A 23,057-nucleotide genomic window follows, 5' to 3' on the forward strand; every position below is an offset into this window, starting at 1 on the left:
TTCCGATTGGCGGCAGGTGTCGGCATATGGACGCTGGATTCCCGAGAAAGGTCAGTCGGTGGCGCAGTCGCTTTGCGCGAGCAGTTTGATCGCTGCGGCGCCGACCTTGCGCACCGCTTCTTCAATTTGCGGCGTTGGCTTGGCAGCGTAGTTCATCCGCAGGCAATTGCGGTATTTGCCCGAGGCGGAAAAGATACTGCCGACGGCAATCTGTACGCCTTGGTCGTGCAGCGCACGATTCAGTTTCAGGGTGTCGAAACCCTCCGGCAGCTCGACCCAAAGCATAAAGCTGCCCTGAGGGCGACTGGCGCGGGTGCCGGCCGGAAAATAGCGGCTGACCCAGTCGATCATCACGTCGCGATTGCGTTGGTATTGGCTGCGCATCCGCCGTAAATGCGGTTCGAAATGTCCGGCCTTGAGAAATTCGGCAATCGCGATCTGCGGTTGCGGCGCGGTAGAGCCGGTGCTGATGTATTTCATGTGCAGCACCCGTTCCAGATACCGTCCTGGCGCCACCCAACCGATACGCAACCCCGGCGCCAGGGTCTTGGAAAAGGAACTGCATAGGAGGACGCGGCCGTCTTCGTCGAAGGATTTGATCGTGCGCGGGCGCGGGTAGGTGTAGGCCAGTTCGCCATACACATCGTCCTCGATGATCGCCACGTCGAAGCGCTGTGCGAGTGTCAACAACGCGCGTTTGCGCGACTCCGGCATGATGTAGCCCAGCGGGTTGTTGCAGTTGGGGGTCAACTGTATGGCCTTGATCGGCCATTGTTCCAAAGCCAGTTCCAACGCATCGAGGCTGATCCCGGTGAGCGGATCGGTGGGGATTTCCAGGGCTTTCATGCCCAGGCCCTTGAGGGTCTGCATGGCGCCGTGAAAGCTGGGCGAGTCCACGGCCACAATGTCGCCCGGCTCGCAGATGGAGCGGATGCTGGTGGACAGCGCTTCGTGACAACCGGTGGTGATCACCAGGTCGTGAGCCGTCAATTGGCAACCGGAATCGAGCAGCAGGCGGGCGATCTGTTCGCGCAGTTCGAGGGTGCCGTAGATGTTGTCGTAATACAGGCCGGGCATGTCCTGTCGCCGGCTGATTCGCGCCAGGTTGCGCAGCAGCGGTTTCATGGTCGGCGTGGTGATGTCCGGCATGCCGCGACCCAGTTGCACCACGTCCTTGCGTGGCACCGCGCGGATCAGTTCCAGCACCTGATCCCACTGGGAAATTTCCACCGGCCGCTGCGCCGGGCGGCCAATGGCCGGAAGCTCCGGCAGTTCACGACCCACCGGTACAAAGTAGCCCGACTTGGGTTTGGGGGTGGCCAGGCCGCTGTCTTCCAGCACGCGATACGCCTGCTGCACCGTGCTCAGGCTCACGCCATGTTCAACACTCAACGCCCGCACCGACGGCAGCCGGTCACCGGGGCGATAGAAGCCCTGTTCGATACGCGTGCCGAGCAGTTCGGCGAGGTTGACGTAAAGGGTCATGGTGCAGTCTCGGTGTGGGTGATTCGGTTGACCAGTACAGATGGGGCGAAAATAGGGGATTCAGACGCTGAAATGCAAAATCTGTATGGAGTTAATACAGTCTCGTTGAATCTGTAATGCTTTTGGCCGTCGACGCATCATGAAAGCTCTGGCTACCCAAGTAAACAGGAGCAATCAAAATGAACGGCTTGAGCGATGTGCGGCTGACGTTACACAGTCAGGAACTGGCGGCAGGGCAAAACCACGGCGCACGCGAGGCGGTCATGCGCAACGCACCGTCCGGCCTGAGTCGCTGGGGCCTGTTCTGGCATCGCCGGCACACGCGCAAGGCATTGCTGGAACTCACGACCGAGCAGCTCAAGGACATCGGGTTGAGTCCGGAGCAGGCGCGGGAGGAGGGACTTAAACCGTTCTGGCGGATTTGAGATGAAATGCGATTCCTTGTAGCAGCTGCCGAAGGCTGCGTCCGACTGCGAAGCAGTCGTAAATCAGACACCGCGGTTTGCCTGAAAGAGCGCGGTTGCAGGATTTGCGACGGCTTCGCCGCCGAACGCTGCCTCGCGGTGCTCGTCAGCTGCTACAAGGGTGGATATGTCGCTTAATCAGGTTCAGACCAACTCTTTAAGCCGATGCCACAACATCCCCAACGCCAACAACGGCGAGCGCAAATGCTTACCGCCAGGAAAGGTGATATGCGGCACCTTGGCAAACAGATCGAATCCTCCACTGTGCTGGCCACTGATAGCCTCAGCCAACAACTTCCCCGCCAGGTGCGTGGCATTCACGCCATGACCGGAATAAGCCTGGGCGTAATACACGTTCGGCTGATCCTTTAACCGCCCGATCTGCGGCAGGCGATTAGCGCCGATGCCAATCATCCCGCCCCATTGATAGTCGATCTTGACCCCGGCCAGTTGCGGGAAAACCTCCAGCATTTTCGGCCGCATGTACGCGGCGATGTCCTTCGGGTCGCGACCTGAATAGTGACAGGCGCCGCCAAACAGCAAGCGTCGGTCCGCCGAGAGCCGGTAGTAATCCAGCGCGACCCGCTGATCACAGACCGCCATGTTCTGCGGCAGAAGCGCGTGAGCCAGTTCTTCGCTCAAGGGTTCGGTGGCGATGATGTAGCTGCCGGCGGGCAGCACCTTGCCGCTGAGTTCGGGATTGAGTTCATTGAGGTAGGCGTTGCAGCCCAGCACCAGCGTTTTGGCGCGGACCGAACCTTGGGCGGTGTAGACCTTCACCTCGGGGCCATAATCGATGCGGGTGACTGCCGATCGTTCGAACAGCTTCACCCCCAACTGTTGGGCGGCGGCCGCTTCACCCAGCGCCAGGTTCAGCGGATGCAGGTGCCCCGAGCCCATGTCGATCAAACCGCCAACGTAGCGGTCGGAACCCACTACCGAATGCATTTCACTGGCTTGCAGCAGACGGGTTTCGTAACGATAACCGAGGCTGCGCAGCTCTTCGGCGTCTTCGGCAAAACCTTCGAGGTCTCGGGGTTTGTTGGCCAGGTCGCAATAACCCCACGTCAGGTCGCAAGGAATCTGAAAACGCTCGACGCGCTGTCGGACGATTTCCACCGCTTCCAGGCCCATGAGTTTCATCTGACGCACGCCGTCCGCACCGACCACGTTGACGAACTGATCGAGGCCATGGCCGATACCACGAATCAACTGCCCGCCATTGCGTCCGCTGGCGCCCCAACCGATTTTGTGGGCTTCGAGCAGAATTACACTCAAGCCGCGATCGGCCAGTTCGAGTGCCGTGTTCAACCCGGAGAACCCGCCACCGACCACGCACACGTCAGCCACCAGATCGCCTGCGAGCACCGGATGATCGGGCTGCGGCAGGCTGCTGGCGGCGTAGTAAGAAGCAGGGTGCTTGTGGTTCGGGGCCGGTTGCTGGGCACGGGCATTCATGTGCGTGTTCCTGATTCTTGCGTTTAGAAAATTTGACGGAGCATAAGCCGGACCTTCGGACACGGGCAACACTGGTCGGTTGGTGCTGTCTGGATCGGGGCTTTTGCGTCAGAATCGCGCTCTATTTCGCTTTTGGTCACCGCTTCGATGAGCTGCAACAGTCAGAAAATTCGCACGCTACGGCAGCAAATTCCCTCGTTCGAGTGCGTGCCCGGCTGCCATGACTGCTGTGGGCCGGTGACCACCTCACCGGAAGAAATGTCTCGCCTGCCACGCAAGACCCGGGCCGAGCAGGATGCGGCAATGGATGAACTCAATTGTGTTCACCTCGGACCCAACGGCTGCACCGTGTATGACGAGCGGCCACTGATTTGCCGGTTGTTCGGCACCACCAAGACCTTGCCATGCCCGAATGGGCGGGGGCCGGTGGAGCTGATTCATCCGCGGGTCGAGAAGCAGATCCATGAGTACATGGCCAGCACCCGGCAAGTTCTCGTTTGATTGATCGTTCCCACGCGGAGCGTGGGAACGATCTGTGACGATCTGTGTGGGCTCAATCCGGAATCGGCAGGTTCAAGCTTTCTTTCACTTCTTCCATCACGATGTAGCTCTTGGATTCGCGCACATGCGGCAGCTTGAGCAGGATGTCGCCCAGCAGTTTGCGGTACGAGGCCATCTCGGAAATCCGCGCCTTCACCAGATAGTCGAAATCCCCTGACACCAAATGGCACTCCAGCACGTGGGGAAGCTTCAGGACCGCGCGTCGGAACTCTTCGAAAGTATCGCCGGATTTGTAGTCGAGGCTGATCTCGACGAATACCAGAAGACTGCCCTTGAGGTGCTGCGGATTGAGCCGGGCGTTGTAGCCCATGATGATCCCTTCGCGCTCCAGCCGCCGGACCCGCTCCGTACAAGGCGTGGTCGAGAGCCCGACCTTTTCACCCAGTTCGGTGAAAGAGATGCGTCCGTCCGTTTGTAGGATCCGCAGGATGTTGCGGTCGATCTTGTCCAGCTCACGTTTGGTCTGAGTGTTGGTACGCATAGGGGATGCGCCTCCGTGAAAAGCGTTTTTGCCGAGAATTCTCGCCAAATATAGGCACTTATATAGTGAAAAGCACTGCCTGATCTTTTTTACACTGCGCACATCAATGCTCGACAACTACAAACGTCAGCGGCAAGCCGCGATGAGGGATATGAAAATGCGCGTTATGGTCTTGGGTAGCGGCGTCATCGGTACCACCAGTGCTTACTACCTGGCGCGTGCCGGGTTTGAAGTGGTGGTGGTGGACCGTCAGCCGGCCGCTGCCATGGAGACCAGCTTCGCCAACGCCGGGCAGGTTTCGCCGGGTTATGCCTCGCCGTGGGCTGCGCCGGGCGTTCCGCTCAAGGCCATCAAGTGGCTGTTGCAGCGCCACGCACCGCTGGCGATCAAGGCCACCGCCGACATCGACCAATACTTGTGGATGGCGCAAATGCTGCGCAACTGCACCGCCAGCCGTTATGCGGTGAACAAGGAGCGCATGGTCCGCCTGTCCGAGTACAGCCGTGACTGCCTCGATGAATTGCGCGCCGAAACCGGTATTGCCTACGAAGGCCGCAGCCTCGGTACTACCCAACTGTTCCGCACCCAGGCCCAACTCGACGGCGCCTGGAAAGACATCGCCGTGCTGAAAGAATCTGGCGTGCCATTCGAACTGCTCGACCGCGCCGGCATTGCTCGCGTTGAGCCGGCGCTGGCCAGCGTCACCAATATCCTCGCCGGTGCCCTGCGCCTGCCGAATGACCAGACGGGCGACTGCCAGATGTTCACCACCCGCCTGGTCGAAATGGCGACCAAACTGGGTGTGGAATTCCGCTTCGACCAGGACATTCAGCGCCTCGATTACGCCGGTGACCGCATCAACGGCGTATGGATCGACGGCAAGCTGGAAACTGCTGATCGCTACGTGCTGGCCCTGGGCAGCTACTCGCCGCAACTGCTCAAGCCGCTGGGGATCAAGGCGCCGGTGTATCCGCTCAAGGGTTATTCCTTGACCGTACCGATCACCAACCCGGCGATGGCCCCGACTTCGACTATTCTCGACGAGACCTACAAGGTCGCGATCACCCGTTTCGACAATCGCATCCGCGTCGGTGGCATGGCTGAAATTGCCGGTTTTGACCTGTCGCTGAATCCGCGTCGGCGCGAAACCCTGGAGATGATCGTCAACGACCTCTATCCTCAGGGCGGCGACCTGGCCCAGGCGAGTTTCTGGACCGGCCTGCGTCCGACCACCCCGGACGGTACGCCGATCGTGGGTGCTACGCCGTTCAGCAATCTGTTTTTGAACACGGGTCACGGCACGCTTGGTTGGACCATGGCGTGCGGTTCCGGTCGCTTGCTGGCCGATTTGATGGCGAAGAAAACGCCGCAGATCAGCGCCGAAGGCCTCGATATTTCCCGTTATGGAAAAAAACTTCAGGAGTCTGCAAAACATGTCAATCCAGCGCCAGCTCACCAATGAGCGCATGAGCCAGATCGTAGTCCACAGCGGTACCGTGTATCTGGCAGGGCAGGTCGGCGACGATATGAACGCCGGGATTGAACAGCAGACCCGTGAAACGCTTGCCAACATCGAGCGTTTGCTGGATCTGGCCGGGACCGACAAGAGCCGTTTGCTGTCGGTAACGATTTACTTGAAAGACATTGATGCACACTTCGAAGGCATGAACGCGGTCTGGGACAAGTGGCTGCCAAAAGGCGTCGCCCCGGCCCGTGCCACCGTTGAATCGAAGCTATGCGAACCGCAAATCCTGGTTGAGCTGTCGGTTGTCGCCGCTCTGCCATAACCCGTCTGAAAAATCCCTCTCCCGGTGCTAGTGGTGGTGTATGCCGTCAGCCAGCACCGGTTTTTCTTCCCATGACCGCCTAGAAGTCTGCCGCCATGCGTCCAGCCCGTGCCCTGATCGACCTTCAAGCCCTGCGTCACAACTACCAAATCGCCCGTGAAGTCACGGGGGCCAAGGCCCTCGCGGTGATCAAGGCCGATGCCTACGGCCATGGCGCGGTGCGTTGCGCCCAGGCGCTGGAAGCCGAAGCAGACGGTTTCGCCGTAGCCTGTATCGAAGAAGCGTTGGAGCTGCGAGCCGCGGGCATTCGTGCGCCGGTGTTGTTGCTGGAAGGTTTTTTCGAAGCCGATGAACTGTCGCTGATCGTCGAGCATGACTTCTGGTGTGTGGTGCATTCGCTGTGGCAGCTCGAAGCCATCGAGAACGCTGCACTGAGCAAGCCGATCACGGTCTGGCTCAAGCTCGATTCGGGCATGCATCGAGTGGGCTTGCATCCAAAGGATTATCAGGCGGGCTATCAACGGCTGCTGGCCAGCGGCAAGGTGGCGAAGATTGTTCTGATGAGCCACTTCGCCCGGGCCGATGAGCTGCACAGTCAGGCCAGTATCGAGCAGGTCGCGGTGTTCGAAGCGGCGCGCCAAGGCTTGTCAGCCGAGGTCAGCCTGCGCAATTCACCGGCAGTACTCGGTTGGCCGCAGATTCCAAGTGACTGGGTTCGCCCGGGCATCATGCTCTACGGCGCGACCCCGTTTGAAGAAGCCAACGCCGTGGCATCGCGCCTGCAACCGGTGATGACCCTCGAATCGAAAGTGATTTGCGTGCGTGAACTGCCGGCCGGCGAGCCGATCGGCTACGGCGCCAAATTTATCACCCAGAAACCGATGCGCGTGGGCGTGGTGGCCATGGGTTACGCCGACGGCTATCCGCGTCAGGCACCGACCGGTACGCCAGTAATGGTCGCCGGGCAGCGCAGCCAGTTGATTGGCCGGGTGTCGATGGACATGCTCTGCATCGACCTGACCGATGTGCCGCAAGCCGGCCTCGGTTCGACTGTCGAGTTGTGGGGCAAAAATATCCTCGCCAGTGACGTGGCGGCCGCCGCAGGCACGATTCCCTACCAGATCTTCTGCAACCTGCGCCGGGTGCCAATGCTCTATTCCGGGGCTTAGGTTAAAGCGCCCCGACCGAAAGTCGCTTCACCGAACAGGATTCAGGCCCAAGTGTTGTAAATACTGAACGCTGTCGCCATGATAACGCTCATATTCCAACAACCTGAATCCCGGAGGCTCCAGCATTGGACGTCGGTGAACGACTGCAATCGATCCGTAAGCTCAAAGGACTTTCCCAGCGTGAACTCGCCAAACGCGCGGGCGTCACCAACAGCACCATTTCGATGATCGAGAAGAACAGCGTCAGCCCCTCGATCAGTTCGCTGAGGAAGGTACTGGGCGGGATTCCCATGTCCATGGTCGAGTTCTTTTCCGAAGAGATCCTGCAGGAAAAACCGACTCAGATCGTCTACAAAGCCAACGAGCTGATCGATATTTCCGATGGTGCAGTGACCATGAAGCTGGTCGGCAGGGCTCACCCAAGCCGGGCCATCGCGTTCCTTAACGAAATCTACCCGCCAGGCGCCGACACCGGCGAAGAGATGCTCACCCATGAGGGCGAGGAAACCGGGATTTTGCTCGAAGGTCGACTCGAACTGGTGGTAGGGCTTGAAACTTTTGTGCTCGAAGCAGGCGACAGCTACTACTTTGAAAGTACAAAACCGCACCGTTTCCGTAATCCGTTCGATGCGCCAGCGCGACTAATCAGCGCAGCTACTCCAGCGAATTTCTAAGAAAGAGGCGTCCGGCAAGCATTGCGCAGGGGCCCGAGTCGTTTTTCCGCCACGTATAAGACCCCTCCGACTTTAGGGTTGTTTCAGTGTGGCGGGCTTATCGTTATACTTGCGCCCGCCTGCGAACCGTGGCCGTGGGCGTGACTAGCCACCATTGAGGGTGAACGCGTGAATCTAATTATGAAAATGCTGGCCGTACCAGCAACCGTATTGGCCCTTTGGGCAGTCAGCGCACAAGCTGCGACCAACGACGATATTGCCAAACGCCTTGAGCCAGTCGGCCAGGTTTGCGTTCAGGGTAAAGAGTGCAAGGGGATGGAAGTTGCTGCGTCTGCGGGTGGTGGAGATGCCAAGACCCCTGACTCAGTGATTGCAAAACATTGCAACGCTTGCCACAGCACTGGCCTGTTGGGCGCGCCGAAAATCGGTGATGCCGCAGCGTGGGGCGAGCGCGCCAAGAAAGAAGGCGGCCTCGATGGTCTGCTGGCGAAAGCCATCTCCGGCATCAATGCAATGCCTCCAAAAGGCACCTGCGCCGATTGCTCTGATGCCGACCTCAAGGGCGCCATCCAGAAGATGTCCGGCCTGAAATAAGCCTTCGTCTTCATCAAAAAGCCGCTTTCGAGCGGCTTTTTTGTACCTGCGATTTACGCCCGAGGCTGTTCATTGCAGTAAAGACCCGGCAAGCTCGGTCCAACCCCAATTCACGGAATGTAAGGGAGGATCAGATGGTGCAGCTGTGTTCTATCGAGCAAGCGGTCGATGATGTCTTGGCACGGTTGCCGGCGCATATCCACATGGGCCTGCCCCTCGGTCTGGGCAAACCCAACCACTTCGTCAACGCGCTGTTCCAACGCATCGCGCAATTGCCCGAGCGGCAGCTGACGATCTACACAGCCCTGTGCCTGGGCCGTCCTCCCTTGGGCGACGGTTTGCAAAAGCGCTTTCTCGAACCCTTCATCGAGCGGGTTTTTGGCGATTATCCGGAACTGGATTTCCTCGCTGAGCTGCGCCGAGACAGCCTGCCGCCCAACATTCATATTCAGCAATTCTTCATGCAACCCGGCAGCCTGCTCCACAGCGCGCAGGCCCAGCAGGATTACGTCAGCAGCAATTACAGCCACGCCGCTCGGGACATCAACGCCGCCGGGTTGAACCTGGTGGCGCAATTGGTCGCCAGCCATAGCGAGCACCCCGACCGCCTGAGCCTGAGCTGCAACCCGGACATCACCCTCGACCTGTTCCCCATGATCGCCACGCGTCGGGCGGCAGGGGAGACGATCCTGCTGGTGGGCCAGGTGCACAACGATTTGCCGTACATGCCGGGCGATGCCGAAATCGCTATCGATATGTTCGACCTGCTGATCGACGAGAAGGACAGCACCACGCTGTTCTCCACGCCGAACATGCCGGTGGGTTTCCAGGATCACTTCATCGGGCTGCACGCCAGCACGCTGGTGCGCGACGGCGGCACCTTGCAGATCGGCATCGGTGCCATGGGTGATGCCCTGACCGCTGCGCTGCTGGCGCGGCAGGCCGACAATGACGGTTACAAGGCGTTGCTGGCGGACGTGAATCTCAGCCAGTGGGCGCAACTCATCGACCGCGAAGGCGGCGTCGAACCGTTCGCCAAAGGGCTTTACGGTTGCAGCGAAATGTTCGTCAACGGCTTGCTGGTACTGGTTGACGCCGGGATCGTGCGGCGCAAGGTCTACCCGGACGTGCCGACCCAGCAGCAAGCGAATGCCGGCACCCTGGACGAAGCTGCGCAGACTGACGGCATCTCGGTGCACGGCGGTTTCTTCCTTGGGCCGCGCAGTTTCTATGAGCGCCTGCGCGAGTTGCCGCAGAGCAAGCGGCTCGAATTCAACATGACCCGCATCAGCTACATCAACGAGCTTTATGGCCAGGAAGAACTCAAACGCTTGCAGCGCCTCGATGCGCGTTTCATCAACACCGTGTTCACCATGACCCTGCTGGGTGCCGGCGTCGCCGATCAGCTCGAAGACGGGCGAGTACTCAGCGGTGTCGGCGGGCAGTACAACTTCGTTGCGCAAGGCCATGCACTGGAAGGGGCGCGCTCGGTGTTGCTGCTGCGCAGTTGGCGCGAATCGGGCGGTGAGGTCAGTTCGAACATCGTCTGGGAGTACGGCCATTGCACGATCCCGCGACACCTGCGAGACATCGTGGTCACCGAATACGGCATCGCCGATCTGCGGGGCAAGACCGACGCGGCGGTGATCGAGGCGTTGCTGAATATCAGTGACTCACGTTTCCAGCCGGGGTTGATCGAACAGGCGCAGGCAGTCGGCAAGTTGCCGAAGAATTTCCGCCTTGATCCACGCTTCGCCGACAACAGTGCGCAGCGCTTGCAGGCCATTCAGGCGCGGCATCCGCAGTTGTTCCCGGAGTATCCATTGGGCTGTGATTTCACCGCTGAGGAGAAGGATCTGTTGCGGGCGCTGAACTGGCTGAAGAGCAAGTTCAAGCTCACGGAAATTCTGGAACTGGGCAAGGCAGCGCTGGATGCGCCGGAGCCTTCATCGTTTCCCGAACATCTGGAGCGCATGCAGCTGAGCAACCCGGAAGGGCTGAAGGAGGATTTGTTTCAACGGCTACTGCTCACCGGCCTCAAAGCCACCGCACAGTAACAGCCAACACAAATCAAATGTGGGAGCGGGCTTGCTCGCGAATGCGGTGTATCAGTCGACATCAACGTTAACTGACACACCGCATTCGCGAGCAAGCCCGCTCCCACATTGGTTTTGCGGTGTTGCGGGTTACTCGATGAAGGTTACGACACCGCCAGCCAGCGACTGAACACGCGCCAACGATTCAACGCGATAACCCTGGGCATCCAGTTCCGCACGGCCGCCCTGGAACGACTTCTCGATCACGATACCCAAGCCAGCAACCGTCGCGCCGGCCTGTTTGATGATTGAGATCAGCGCTTGCGACGCCTTACCGTTGGCCAAAAAGTCATCGATGATCAGCACGCGATCGCTGCTGGTCAGGTGGCGCGGGGAGATCGCCACGGTGCTTTCGGTTTGTTTGGTGAACGAGTAAACGGTCGCCGACAGCAGGTTCTCGGTCAGGGTCAGGGATTGATGCTTGCGCGCAAAAATCACCGGCACGCCGAGGTTCAGACCGGTCATGATCGCCGGCGCGATGCCCGAGGCTTCAATGGTGACGATCTTGGTGATGCCCGAATCCTTGAACAGCGAGGCGAATTCATCGCCGATCAGCTTCATCAGGGCCGGGTCGATCTGGTGGTTCAGAAAGGCGTCGACTTTCAGGACCTGATCGGAAAGCACGATGCCTTCTTCGCGAATTTTCTTGTGCAGTGCTTCCATGAAGCGTTCCTCTAAGGACGGCTATGCGTCTAAGGCTGGTTAAAAAGTAGTCGATTCTAGCGCTTTAACATCGCGCGTATATCCGCCAATGCGGTATTGCCGCGAACGGCTTTGACTTCAACGGGCGTGTCGTCGGTGCCTTCCCAGGCCAAGTCGTCCGGCGGCAGTTCATCGAGGAAGCGGCTCGGCGCGCAATCGATGATCTCGCCGTATTGCTTACGCTTGGCGGCGAAGGTGAAGGCCAATGTCTGACGCGCCCGGGTAATCCCGACATAGGCCAGGCGACGTTCTTCTTCGATGGTGTCGGCTTCGATGCTGGAGCGGTGCGGAAGGATTTCCTCTTCCATGCCCATGATGAACACGTAAGGGAATTCCAGGCCCTTGGAGGCGTGAAGGGTCATCATCTGCACACCTTCGGCGCCGTCTTCCTCTTCCTGCTGACGTTCCAGCATGTCGCGCAGGACGAGTTTGCCGATGGCGTCTTCGACGGTCATCTCGCCTTCTTCGTCCTTCTCGAGGGTGTTCTTCAGTGCCTCGATCAGGAACCAGACGTTACCCATGCGGTAATCGGCGGCCTTGTCGCTGGAGCTGTTGGTGCGCAGCCAGTTCTCGTAGTCGATGTCCATGACCATGCTGCGCAGGGCCGAGATCGGGTCCTCGCCGGCGCATTGCTCGCGGACCTTGTCCATGAAGCGCTTGAAGCGTGACAGACGATCGGTAAAGCGCGTGTCCAGATGTTCGCCCAGGCCGATTTCGTCGGTGGCGGCGTACATCGAGATTTTGCGTTCGGTGGCGTAGTTGCCCAGCTTTTCCAGGGTGGTCGAACCGATCTCTCGGCGTGGGACGTTGATCACCCGCAGGAAGGCGTTGTCGTCGTCCGGGTTCACGATCAGGCGGAAGTAGGCCATCAGGTCTTTCACTTCCTGACGTCCGAAAAAGCTGTTGCCGCCGGACAGGCGATACGGAATCTGGTGGTGTTGCAGCTTCAGCTCGATCAGCTTGGCCTGGTAGTTGCCGCGATACAGGATCGCGAAATCGCTGTAAGGCCGGTCCGTGCGCAAGTGCAGGGTCAGCAGTTCCACGGCCACGCGCTCGGCTTCGGCGTCTTCGTTGCGGCAGCGGATCACGCGAATCTCGTCGCCGTGGCCCATCTCGCTCCACAGCTGCTTTTCGAATTCGTGCGGGTTGTTCGAGATCAGTACGTTGGCGCAGCGCAAAATGCGGCTGGTGGAGCGGTAGTTTTGCTCCAGCATCACTACTTTCAGGGACGGGTAATCGTCCTTGAGCAGCATCAGGTTTTCCGGCCGCGCGCCGCGCCAGGCATAGATCGACTGGTCGTCATCGCCCACCACAGTGAACTGGTTGCGTATGCCGATGAGCAACTTCACCAGCAAATACTGGCTGGCGTTGGTGTCCTGGTATTCGTCCACCAGCAGGTAGCGGACTTTGTTCTGCCATTTTTCGAGGATGTCGGCGTGTTCCTGGAACAGCTTCACCGGCAGCAGGATCAGGTCGTCGAAGTCCACCGCGTTGAACGCCTTGAGCGTGCGCTGATAGTGGGTGTAGACGATGGCGGCGGTCTGTTCCTTGGGGTTGCGCGCGTTTTCCAGGGCTTCGGGCGGCAGGATCAGGTCGTTTTTCCACGAGCCGATCATGTTTTTGATCTCGTCGACGCCGTCGTCGCCCGAGTATTCCTTCTGCATGATGTCGGTCATCAAGGCTTTGACATCGGTCTCGTCGAAGATCGAGAAACCCGGCTTGTAGCCCAGCCGCACGTGTTCCTTGCGAATGATGTTCAGGCCCAGATTGTGGAAGGTGCAGACCGTCAGGCCGCGGCCTTCGCCGCCCTTGAGCAGGGTGCCGACCCGTTCCTTCATCTCGCGCGCGGCCTTGTTGGTAAAGGTCATGGCGACGATGTACTGGGCGCGGATGCCGCAATTCTGGATCAAGTGGGCGATCTTGCGGGTGATCACGCTGGTCTTGCCGGAGCCTGCACCGGCGAGCACCAAAAGAGGGCCGCCGACGTAGCTCACGGCTTCTTGCTGCCGGGGATTGAGTCGGGACATACGAAATCAGGAAGTCGTTTGCGAAATGGGCCGGCATTTTAACAGGCTCAGCGAATTGTGCTGCTCTCTCCGACTTGTGACGCAGCACGCTATCTATATTTGCCGGTTTTGATACTTTCACGCAGGATGCGCGTTGAATGTGCGTCTATTGTTCGTTATTCAAGATACAAAGCCGCGTTTGATAACCGGGGTCATTTGGTCATTGGTTACCGGCGCTGCATAATGCCCGCCGCCTACATCTTTGCAGAGTCTAGGGAGCTAGCTTGTCTACGCCTGTCGAACCCTTGCGTTTGCTGCTACTGGCCGAAGAGCCAGCGTGGGCAGCGTTGTTGCGCGAGTGTCTGGCTCCGATGGGGAGCTCGACCGTGCTCATCAGCGCTCCGGGCTGGGAGTCAGTCAGCAGTCTGTTCGATGACAACCGCAACGCGGTGTTGTTGACGATTCCAGCGCTTCAACCTTTACCTGGCCGTTGCAGCCTGCCGACGGTATTGCTGCTCGAACATGAGCCACTGTTGCCGCCCGATGGTGTGAGTGACTGGCTGGTGCGCGATTTGCTCGATCCCGGCATGTTGCGCCGGTGCCTGCGGCATGTGCGCGAACGTGGCTTGCTGGAAAACACCCTGCAACGCTTGGCCGAGCAAGACCCGCTGACCGGCATCGCCAACCGCCAGGGTTTCCAGACCTTGCTGGCGGCACGCCTGGCGGAAAACGACGGTCGCGGCTTGGCCCTCGGTCACCTCGACCTCGACAACTTCCGCCACGCCAACGACGCCCTCGGCCACCAGGCCGGTGACCGGCTGATCCTGCAAGTGGTCGCGCGGCTGAAAAGCCAGCTTGAGGCCAGCGATCAGTTGGCCCGACTGGGCAGCGATGAGTTCGCCCTGCTGATCGACACCCGTCGCGCGCCTCAGCGCGCCGAATGGATGGCCGAACGGATCACCGAAGCGCTGGCCGAGCCTTACTGGGTCGACGGCGAAAGCCTGTTGATCGGCTCCAGCCTCGGCATTGCCCACGCCCGAGCCCAGGCCGGCGCCGACCCGCTGATGTGGCACGCACACATCGCCATGCAACAGGCCAAAAGCACTCAAGGCTGTACCTTTCACATCTTCAACGAACGCATCAATCGCAATGCCCGCAGCATGGCCGACCTCGAAAGCGAGCTGCGCCGGGCGTTGCGCCGGGATGAGCTGGAACTGCATTACCAGCCTCGCCTGAACCTTGAGGACGGGCAGATCGTCGGCCTCGAAGCCCTGGTGCGCTGGCGTCATGGCGAGCGCGGCTTGCTGCCACCCAGCGAATTCGTGCCGCTGGCCGAGCAAAGCGGCTTGATTGTGCCGCTGGGTTACTGGGTAATTTCCCGGGCCTTGCGCGACATGCAAGCGTTGCGCGAACGGGGTTTGCCGGCGTTGCACATGGCGATCAACCTGTCGTTCCGGCAGTTTCAGGACAGCCAGTTACTCTCGACACTGAGTCGGCTGATTGCCGAGCGCGGTGTCGAGGCGCAATGGCTGGAGTTCGAATTGACCGAAACCGCGGTGATGCGCCGCAGCGATCTGGTGAAGCAGACCATGGATGCGTTGGGGCGTCTGGGTGTGCGCTTCTCCCTCGACGACTTCGGCACCGGATTCTCTTCGTTCGTGCACCTCAACAGCCTGCCGATTACCTTGCTGAAGATCGATAAGAGCTTTGTCGGCGGCATGGAACAGCGCGAAGAGAATCGCAAACTGGTCCACGCGATGATCAATCTGGCGCACAACCTCAATCTTGAAGTGATCGCCGAAGGCGTAGAAACGCCGGAGCAACTGGACCTGTTGCGCGGGTTTGGCTGCGATCAGGTGCAGGGATATTTGATCAGCAAGCCGTTGCCGCTTGCGGAGCTGGTTGAGTACCTGACGTTCGGTTCCAGCCAGCAGTCAGCACTGGAAGTCGTGAACTAACCCCGTACCAATGTGGGAGCGGGCTTGCTCGCGAAAGGGCCGTGTCAGTCGACATCTACTTTGACTGACACACCGCTTTCGCGAGCAAGCCCGCTCCCACAGGGGATCTCAGTCTGGCTGAGCGATTTGGAAACTTGCCCCTGACGACGGCTCCTGCCGAATCATCTTTTTCATCTTCCACTCAAACGCCCACGTCAGGCTCACCGCCGCGCACGCCAATCCCAGCGCCAATCCCCACCAGACCCCCGTCGGCCCCCAGTTCAAATGGAAGGCCATCCACCAGGCAGCCGGCGCGCCAATCAGCCAATAACAGCCCAAACCCACCAGGAACGTGGTCTTGGCATCCTTGAGCCCGCGAATGCAGCCCATGGCGATGGTTTGCGTGCCGTCGAACAGCTCGAACCACGCGGCGACCGCCAACAGGCTCACGGCCAGGTTGATGACGTCACGGAACGCCGGATCGTTGTGGTCCAGGAACAAACCGATCAACTGATTCGGCAGCAACCAGAAGACCATGGCGAAGGCAATCATCGCCGCCGCGCCAAAAGCAATGCCGACCCGCCCGGCCAGCCGTGCGCTTAACAACTGCCCGGCGCCGTAGTGCTGCCCGATGCGCATGGTGATCGCATAGGAAATCCCCGCCGGAACCATGAACGCCACCGAGACGATTTGCAGGGCGATCTGGTGTGCGCCCATTTGCGTACTGCCCATGGTGCCCATGCACAGCGCGGCGAACGCAAACAGTCCGACTTCCACTGCGTAGGTGCCGCCAATCGGCAGGCCCAGGCGCCACAGTTCCCTCAGATACTGACGGTCAGGCCGCGACAGGCCTTGGCGCAAGGGATAAGCGTTGTAGGCCGGATGCCGATGGATGTGCCAGGCCAGCGCCAGCGCCATGCAGTTGGCGACGATAGCGGTGACCAGCCCGATGCCCATCAGCCCCAGTTTCGGCAGGCCGAACATGCCGGAAATCAATGCGTAATTGAGCAGGAAGTTGGCCACGGTGCCGCCGAGGCTGATGACCATCACCGGTGTTGCCCGGCCGATGGCGCTGGTGAAACCGCGCAAGGCCATGAAGCTCAGGTAGCCGGGCAGGGCGAACGGCAGGATCAGCAGGAACTGCCCGGCCGCGTGGACGTTGGTTTCGGTCTGGCCGAACAGCAGCAACACCGGTTTGAGGTTCCACAGCAGCAGCCCGGCCACCAACGCCATCAACCACGCCAGCCATAACCCGGCCTGGGTCAGCCTGGCGGCGCCGACGATGTCGCCGGCACCCTGACGGATCGCCACCAGAGTGCCGACCGCGGCGATCACGCCAATGCAGAAGATCGACACGAACGAGTAAGTGGCGGCGCCCAAACCGCCACCGGCCAGCGCTTCGGGACTCAGGCGCGCCATCATCAAGGTGTCGGTGAGGACCATCAGCATGTGCGCCAACTGCGAGGCAATCAACGGCCCCGCCAGCCGCAGGATGGCCCAGAGTTCGGTACGTGCTGGATGCTGCATGGTCATCACGCTCGATAATTGAAGAGGGACAGAAAGCGTTGATTCTCGGCGCTCTACGGGGTTTGCACAAAGGGATAAAAAGGATGGGTGGCATGATTCAAACTCATGCTGGAGAGTTTCTGCTAGGGTGATCGAATCCCGCTATAGGAGCTTTCCGAATGTCCCGTCGTCTTCCTCCCTTGTATGCCCTGCGCGCATTCGAAGCGGCGGCGCGGCACAGTTCGTTTACCCGTGCGGCCGAAGAACTGTCGATCACCCAAAGCGCGGTTAGCCGACACATTCGTACGCTCGAAGAGCATTTTGCCTGTCGGCTGTTTCACCGCAGCGGACGCAATCTGCAACTGACCGAGTCGGCGCGGCTGATCCTGCCCGGCATTCGCGAAGGCTTCACCGCCCTGGAGCGAGCCTGCAATACCTTGCGCGCCGAAGATGACATCCTGCGCATGAAAGCGCCGTCGACCCTGACCATGCGCTGGCTGCTGGCACGGCTCAGCCGCTTTCGGCACTTGCAACCGGGCAACGAAGTGCAATTGACCAGCGCGTGGATGGACGTCGATTCGGTGGACTTCAACCATGAGCCGTTCGACTGCGCCGTCATCCTAAGTAACGGAAATTTCCCACCGGACTGGGAGACGAGTTTCCTGTTCCCGGAAGAGCTGATTCCAGTCGGTGCGCCGAATCTTCTGCAGGATCAACCGTGGGATGTCGCACGGCTGGCCAATGCCGAACTGCTGCACCCGACCCCGGATCGCCGCGACTGGCGCAGTTGGCTGGAACGCATGGGGCTGGCGGATCAGGTGTCGCTCAAGGGTGGGCAAGTGTTCGACACGCTGGAACTGGGCATGATCGCCGCTGCCCGAGGGTATGGCGTGTCCATGGGCGATCTGTTGATGGTGGCGGAAGATGTGGCTCAGGGACGTCTGAGCCTGCCGTGGCCGACGGCCGTCGCCAGCGGTGAGAAATATTACCTGGTCTGGCCGAAAACCCGTCCCGGAGGTGAACGTTTACGCAGGCTCAGCGACTTCCTGCAAGGCGAAGCCCGAGCAATGGAATTGCCCGACGTTCAACATTTGGGCTGAATCGCTGGCCGCCGCAATGACGGACTCGAGCCCTATGCCCGCATTTTTGGTACTGGCGCATCCATGCGCCAGACGACCTTTTTCAGCGCTTGATCAGGGAAATCTTGGTTCCCTCGATGCTGATCCCGGCCATTAACCCCTGCTGGTCGAAAATGAACGCGTAGGCATCGTCCTTCACTGTCGTGCTGGACAGATTCTTCGCCACCCCTTCATCAACCAATACAACGGTGGGCCCTACGCCGACTTCCCAACCCTTGGTTTGACGCAGATAGTCCACGGCTTTGTCGGTCATCAGGAAAACCGCATAGCCATACGACTGGGCGCCTGCCTGCAGTCCCCAGGACCCGGTTACGGAGTTGTAATAATTCTCTACTTGCGAGCCCTTCATCAGCACGCCTTCGCCATAGCTGCCACCAAACACAAGGCCGGCCTTGATGATTTTCGGGAAGACAAGAATCGCTTTGGCATTCTGCGAAATGTTTTTGGCAACGGGTGACGCCTTGTAAAGCGTTTGCAACGCTTGCTTGGAATCGGCATTCAGGTCCTCGGCGGTTGCCGCACCTGCAGTGTTGAGGAGGCTCGCTGATGCCAATGATGCTGTCGCGAGGAAGATCGATAGGAAGAAGCGCATTGACTGAGTCATGTTAGTACTCCGATACGGGAGCATTGGATGTCAGCAGTCAGCACTTGCCCCTCGGAACGATCCGAGCCTGCTGAAACTATCCGGCGCACCCTAAAGTATGTGAGCTACTGACTTCGCCCTTGAATGAGGCCTTTGAACATTGGCGACGTCATCACCTGCTTTGACCTCTGGGTCTCAGCCGGGTTCGTTGTCACCCATGGCGATGGAATCAGATTTCGAATTGGACCCTCTTCGCGAGCAAGCCCCACACGGACTGCGCTTAACTGACTGGCACATCAGCAGCCTGCAACGCATGCGCCGTCTCCAGCGGAATCTCCAGGGTGAAAACCGCTCCGTGGCCTGGTCCATCGCTATGCACGCGAAGATGCCCGTTCATTTCTACCGCCGCCAGCGCACAACTGTGCAGGCCAAAACCATGGCCTTCCTTACGCGTGGTAAAGCCGTGATTAAAGATGCGGGTGATGTTCTCGGCAGCGATCCCTTCGCCCTGATCTTCCACGCTGAGGCGCAGTGTTGCGTTATCGACAATCTTGACGCCCAGTATCATCTGGCGCTGACGATCGCTGATCTTGGACATTGCATATTTGGCATTGCTGATCAGGTTGATCAGGATCAACAGCAGTCGGTGTTTGTCGCCGATGATCGTCGGCGTGTCCTGGTAGTCCTTGGTGACAACGACATGATGGCGACTCAACGCCCCGGAATTCATGCGTAGCGCGTCCTCGAACAGATCGACGACGTTCAACGGCTCGACCAGCCTGGCGGCGCCGGCATAGGCCTGTTGGGTGGAAACAATGTCCTTGATGTGATCGATGCTTTTGGTGAGTTGTGATAGTTCGTCAACGATGCTCGATTGTTCGGTCGCGATGGAGTCGACCAGTTGATTGAAGTAACCGCGCAGCAGTTTGCCTTTTTCATCGAAGGTCATGAATTGCCCCAGGTCGTCGGCATGCTCGTTCATCATGTTTACCGCTTTACCCAGGCCCAGGGTTTTGCTGACCGCTATTTTGCGGGTGATTAAATCTGCCGATACGTTAACGCTGTTCAGCACATTGCCGACGTTGTGCAACACATTGGTGGCGATCTCAGCCATGCCGGCCATTCGCGCGGCATCGACCAATTCGCGCTCGGCTTCGATCAACTCGCGGGTGCGTTCCTCGACGCGTTGCTCCAATCGCTCGTTTGCCGTTTGCAATTCATTGTTCATTTTGTTGATCAGGGCATAACTGCGAATCAGGCGGCCGGCCAGATACAACAACAGCAGCGCCATGATGCCGGCGCATATTCCGAGATAAAGGTGATATTGGCGGTCTGTCGCGCCAGTGCGCCGTTGTGTCTCGTTCAATAATTCGTTGATGCTGTCCAGTTGCTGTGCGACCGGAATCACACTGATGCGGTCAAGCAGATCATTGACGATGGGCTGCTCTCGAACGATGGCGTTTACATGCTCGACAAATGCAGTAAAAGGCTGGCGCCGATCAAGTGGCAGCTGGTCGATGTATTCGTTGAGTTCGTTCAGTTGATGGGCGATCTCGTCGGCTTTGTCACGGGATACATAGAGGGCGTACTCAAGGGTTGCCAGCGTGAGATCGAATACGTTTGAGGCGGCGGTTAAATCCTGGTTGTTATTGTCCAGTAATGCCTGAATGTCATCTTCCTGTTCAGGCAGGGCATCCAGTGAAGTGCGCAATACCGTGTTGTGCTGTTTGAATTGCTCGACCAGTCGGGTTTTGTTTTCCACCGCATCCAGATAACCCTGGCGTCGGGATTGCCAAAGGGTCGAAAGCGGTCCGGCAGCGTTGAGGTCGTCGAGCTTCTGCCATCGTTGCTCTGCTTCAGGATGCGCTACCAGAAGCAGATTGTTGTTCATGCCGATCTTTGCTCTCAGGATCTTCACGTTCCAGTTGGCATCGAACTGTTTGAGTTGGCGAACGAAGTCGCGCGACTCGAAGTAGGTCGATGTGTCGTAGGTATAGGATTTGATCAGCAAAAATATCAGTACGCTGAAAAGGGTCAGCGTAATGGCGCCCAGGGCAGTCCATTTGTAATGATTGGAAAGCTTCATTGCGGCAGTTCTCCCTGGGCCTTCTTGAAAGAGAGGGATTGCCGACGGTTAATGATTTCCATTTTTGCGCTCCCTGCAAAATGGCGATAGTCACCACAATGTTTGTAAGCCTAGCGTTGTTGGCGGACATCGTTGATAAATACACCGAATGCACTATCGCTATCTGCACCGCTATCGTGTCAATCAGGCTCGTCGCGCTTGTTGCGCCGCCCACGATTGATCGGCGCGTCACGGTCGCGGTAATGCCGGGGCTGGCTTTAACGGCAGCAGAGGCGGGAATTCCTCCGGCGTGAGGGTTTCCTTTTCCAGCAACAGGCGGGCCCCCTCATCCAGGTCGGCCCGACGACTCTCCAGCAACGCCTTGGCCCGTTGGTAGGCTTCATCGAGCAGGGCGCGGATACCCAGGTCGATTTCCCGGGCGGTCTGCTCCGAATAATCCTTCTCGCCCACCGTGGCCATGCGGTCTCCCAGGTACGTTGCGTTTTGCCGTTCCAGCACCGATTGTCCGAGCTCGACACTCATGCCGAACCGGGTGATCAGTTGCCGGGCGATATCGGTCGCGCGGACCAGATCATCGGCGGCCCCGGTGGAGATCTGGCCATAGACCAGATCTTCGGCGGCGCGCCCGGCCATCAGCACGACAATCCGGTCCTTGAGGGTCTGGCAACTGATCAGGAAGTGATCCTCGGTCGGTCGTTGCAGGGTATAGCCGAGCGAGCCGATGGCACGGGGCACAATCGACACTTTATGCACAGGGTCCATTGCCGGCAGCGTGCTGGCGGCCAGGGCATGCCCCATTTCGTGATAGGCCACCACTCGGCGCTCGTCGGCATCGAGCAGGCTGCTCTTGCGTTCGAGCCCCGCGATGAGGCGTTCTACCGCTGCGGTGAAATCGTTCAGGCTGACCGCTTCAGCGCCACGTCGGGTGGCGACGATGGCCGCCTCGTTAACCAGATTGGCCAGGTCGGCGCCGGTGAAACCGGTGGTGATCTCGGCGATACGTGCGCCATCGAGCCCTGACTCCACGATGACTTTCTTGAGATGAACCTTGAGGATTGCTTCCCGGCCTTTGCGGTCGGGGCGGTCGATCAGAATCTGCCGATCGAAGCGCCCGGCCCGCAACAACGCCGGGTCGAGGACCTCCGGCCGGTTGGTCGCCGCCAGCAACACCACGCCCTCGCGGGGATCGAAGCCATCCAGCTCGGCCAGTAACTGGTTGAGGGTCTGTTCTTTTTCGTCATTGCCGCCCAGCGTACCGACGCCGCGCATCTTGCCCAGCGCATCGAGTTCATCGATGAAGATGATGCAGGGTGCTGCCTGCCGTGCCTGTTCGAAAAGGTCGCGGACCCGGGCGGCACCGACCCCGACGAACATCTCGACGAACTCGGAGCCGGAGATCGAGAAAAATGGCACACCGGCTTCACCGGCGATGGCTTTGGCCACCAGCGTCTTGCCGGTGCCGGGCGGGCCGACCAGCAAGGTTCCCTTGGGAATGTGTGCGCCCAGGCGTTCGTATCGGGCCGTGTCCTTGAGAAACGAGACGATTTCCACCAGCTCGGCCTTGGCTTCGTCGATGCCCGCGACATCGGCGAAGGTCACGCCAGTGTCGCGTTCGACAAACACCTTGGCCCGGGATTTACCGACATTCATCAAACCGCCAAGACCTTGTTTGTCCACCATCCCGCGAAACAGAAAATTCCAGAACACCATGATCAGGACAAAGGGCAAGAGCCAGCCCAACAGGCTGCTCAAAAAGGTGTTTTCGATGATTCCGGTAAAACTGGCGCCTGATTGAGAGAGTTCTGTCGCCAGCGCCGGATCGACCCGCACGGTGGAGAATCGATCGCGTCCGTTGATGGGTTCTTGCAACTTGCCGCTGATCTGATCCTTGTTGACCTGCAAATCACTGACTTTTTGCTCGTTCAGTAATTGCAGAAACTGGCTGTACGGGAGGGGCTGCACCGCCTGGCGCTCGCCAAAGAAAATCTGCATGAGGCTCAGCACGATAAAAGCGATCGCGAAGTAGGACAGATTCCACTGCTCATTCTTTTTCATGGCCTTGGCTCAGCATCAGCATGAGAACGCAGGGTCGTCAAACACGAGCCACGCACGCCTGATGCTGGTTTAACACTTGAACCTGTGGGAGCGAGCCTGCTCGCGATGGCGGCGGGTCAGTCAACATCGATGCTAAATGTATCGTTGTCATCGCGAGCAGGCTCGCTCCCACAGGTTTATGCACATCAACTGACTGGCATTAAAACCGCGCCCGCCCGGTTATTTTTAGACCCCATCAAAAAAGCCCCGTGCCGGCTTCCCGACAAGGGGCTTT

The 23,057-nt window shown here is 59.2% G+C and carries 19 protein-coding genes; 10 read left to right on the forward strand and 9 right to left on the reverse strand.

Annotated features, from left to right (window positions below; all coding sequences use genetic code 11):
• Positions 1-51: 51 nt before the first annotated feature.
• Entirely contained in the window at positions 52-1,485 is a 1,434-nt protein-coding gene (locus PFAS1_RS12000) for an aminotransferase-like domain-containing protein (RefSeq protein WP_074871937.1), read from the reverse strand.
• Between the two features lie 179 nt (positions 1,486-1,664).
• Between PFAS1_RS12000 and PFAS1_RS12005 the strand changes: the two genes are divergently transcribed.
• Positions 1,665-1,910, forward strand: coding sequence for a DUF1127 domain-containing protein (locus PFAS1_RS12005; RefSeq protein ID WP_074871935.1), 246 nt, complete (start codon positions 1,665-1,667; stop codon positions 1,908-1,910).
• A 183-nt stretch (positions 1,911-2,093) separates the two neighbouring features.
• Here the strand turns inward: PFAS1_RS12005 and PFAS1_RS12010 are convergent, their stop codons facing one another.
• Positions 2,094-3,407, reverse strand: coding sequence for an NAD(P)/FAD-dependent oxidoreductase (locus PFAS1_RS12010; protein WP_076029298.1), 1,314 nt, complete (start codon positions 3,405-3,407; stop codon positions 2,094-2,096).
• A 147-nt stretch (positions 3,408-3,554) separates the two neighbouring features.
• Between PFAS1_RS12010 and PFAS1_RS12015 the strand changes: the two genes are divergently transcribed.
• Positions 3,555-3,908 (forward strand): YkgJ family cysteine cluster protein, encoded by a 354-nt coding sequence (locus PFAS1_RS12015; RefSeq protein ID WP_007947437.1) that lies wholly within the window; start codon positions 3,555-3,557, stop codon positions 3,906-3,908.
• Positions 3,909-3,960: 52 nt separating this feature from the next.
• On the opposite strand, the gene PFAS1_RS12020 is transcribed toward PFAS1_RS12015, so the two are convergent.
• The gene (locus PFAS1_RS12020) at positions 3,961-4,449 is read right to left on the reverse strand and encodes an Lrp/AsnC ligand binding domain-containing protein (protein WP_003176896.1); all 489 of its coding nucleotides are present in this window, start codon (positions 4,447-4,449) and stop codon (positions 3,961-3,963) included.
• Between the two features lie 157 nt (positions 4,450-4,606).
• On the opposite strand from PFAS1_RS12020, the gene dadA reads away from it, so the two are divergent.
• The 6 genes from dadA (at position 4,607) to PFAS1_RS12050 (ending at position 10,730) form a co-directional block, all read left to right on the forward strand.
• Positions 4,607-5,911, forward strand: coding sequence for a D-amino acid dehydrogenase (gene dadA, locus PFAS1_RS12025; RefSeq protein WP_046053837.1), 1,305 nt, complete (start codon positions 4,607-4,609; stop codon positions 5,909-5,911).
• Positions 5,883-6,236: a RidA family protein gene (locus PFAS1_RS12030; protein WP_076029299.1), complete on the forward strand. Its 354-nt coding sequence runs from the start codon at positions 5,883-5,885 to the stop codon at positions 6,234-6,236. Before dadA ends, PFAS1_RS12030 begins: the two co-directional genes overlap by 29 nt.
• Before the next feature lie 95 nt (positions 6,237-6,331).
• Positions 6,332-7,405, forward strand: coding sequence for an alanine racemase (gene alr, locus PFAS1_RS12035; protein ID WP_008150193.1), 1,074 nt, complete (start codon positions 6,332-6,334; stop codon positions 7,403-7,405).
• 125 nt (positions 7,406-7,530) lie between these two features.
• Positions 7,531-8,079: a cupin domain-containing protein gene (locus tag PFAS1_RS12040; protein ID WP_064680419.1), complete on the forward strand. Its 549-nt coding sequence runs from the start codon at positions 7,531-7,533 to the stop codon at positions 8,077-8,079.
• A 168-nt stretch (positions 8,080-8,247) separates the two neighbouring features.
• Positions 8,248-8,673, forward strand: coding sequence for a c-type cytochrome (locus PFAS1_RS12045; RefSeq protein WP_074871930.1), 426 nt, complete (start codon positions 8,248-8,250; stop codon positions 8,671-8,673).
• A gap of 134 nt (positions 8,674-8,807) precedes the next feature.
• On the forward strand, positions 8,808-10,730 hold the full coding sequence (locus tag PFAS1_RS12050) for an acetyl-CoA hydrolase/transferase C-terminal domain-containing protein (RefSeq protein ID WP_076029300.1): 1,923 nt from the start codon (positions 8,808-8,810) through the stop codon (positions 10,728-10,730).
• A gap of 129 nt (positions 10,731-10,859) precedes the next feature.
• Here PFAS1_RS12050 and PFAS1_RS12055 read toward each other — a convergent pair whose 3' ends face one another.
• Positions 10,860-11,432 (reverse strand): xanthine phosphoribosyltransferase, encoded by a 573-nt coding sequence (locus PFAS1_RS12055; protein ID WP_008150200.1) that lies wholly within the window; start codon positions 11,430-11,432, stop codon positions 10,860-10,862.
• Between the two features lie 56 nt (positions 11,433-11,488).
• Entirely contained in the window at positions 11,489-13,498 is a 2,010-nt protein-coding gene (gene rep, locus PFAS1_RS12060; protein ID WP_008150203.1) for a DNA helicase Rep, read from the reverse strand.
• A gap of 263 nt (positions 13,499-13,761) precedes the next feature.
• On the opposite strand from rep, the gene PFAS1_RS12065 reads away from it, so the two are divergent.
• Positions 13,762-15,435 (forward strand): putative bifunctional diguanylate cyclase/phosphodiesterase, encoded by a 1,674-nt coding sequence (locus PFAS1_RS12065; protein ID WP_076029301.1) that lies wholly within the window; start codon positions 13,762-13,764, stop codon positions 15,433-15,435.
• 108 nt (positions 15,436-15,543) lie between these two features.
• Here the strand turns inward: PFAS1_RS12065 and PFAS1_RS12070 are convergent, their stop codons facing one another.
• Complete coding sequence (locus PFAS1_RS12070) at positions 15,544-16,941, reverse strand: NorM family multidrug efflux MATE transporter (protein ID WP_076029302.1); 1,398 nt, start codon at positions 16,939-16,941, stop codon at positions 15,544-15,546.
• Positions 16,942-17,099: 158 nt separating this feature from the next.
• On the opposite strand from PFAS1_RS12070, the gene PFAS1_RS12075 reads away from it, so the two are divergent.
• A complete protein-coding gene (locus PFAS1_RS12075; protein WP_008150208.1) occupies positions 17,100-18,020 on the forward strand; it encodes a LysR substrate-binding domain-containing protein in 921 nt (306 codons plus the stop codon).
• Between the two features lie 82 nt (positions 18,021-18,102).
• Here PFAS1_RS12075 and PFAS1_RS12080 read toward each other — a convergent pair whose 3' ends face one another.
• The 3 genes from PFAS1_RS12080 to ftsH form a co-directional block, all read right to left on the reverse strand.
• On the reverse strand, positions 18,103-18,663 hold the full coding sequence (locus tag PFAS1_RS12080) for a lipid-binding SYLF domain-containing protein (protein WP_074871923.1): 561 nt from the start codon (positions 18,661-18,663) through the stop codon (positions 18,103-18,105).
• Between the two features lie 259 nt (positions 18,664-18,922).
• Positions 18,923-20,728, reverse strand: coding sequence for a DAHL domain-containing protein (locus PFAS1_RS12085; RefSeq protein WP_076029303.1), 1,806 nt, complete (start codon positions 20,726-20,728; stop codon positions 18,923-18,925).
• A gap of 228 nt (positions 20,729-20,956) precedes the next feature.
• Complete coding sequence (ftsH, locus tag PFAS1_RS12090) at positions 20,957-22,783, reverse strand: ATP-dependent zinc metalloprotease FtsH (protein WP_076029304.1); 1,827 nt, start codon at positions 22,781-22,783, stop codon at positions 20,957-20,959.
• Positions 22,784-23,057: the final 274 nt, after the last annotated feature.

It is taken from the genome of Pseudomonas frederiksbergensis (assembly GCF_001952935.1).
Lineage (GTDB): Bacteria > Pseudomonadota > Gammaproteobacteria > Pseudomonadales > Pseudomonadaceae > Aquipseudomonas > Aquipseudomonas frederiksbergensis.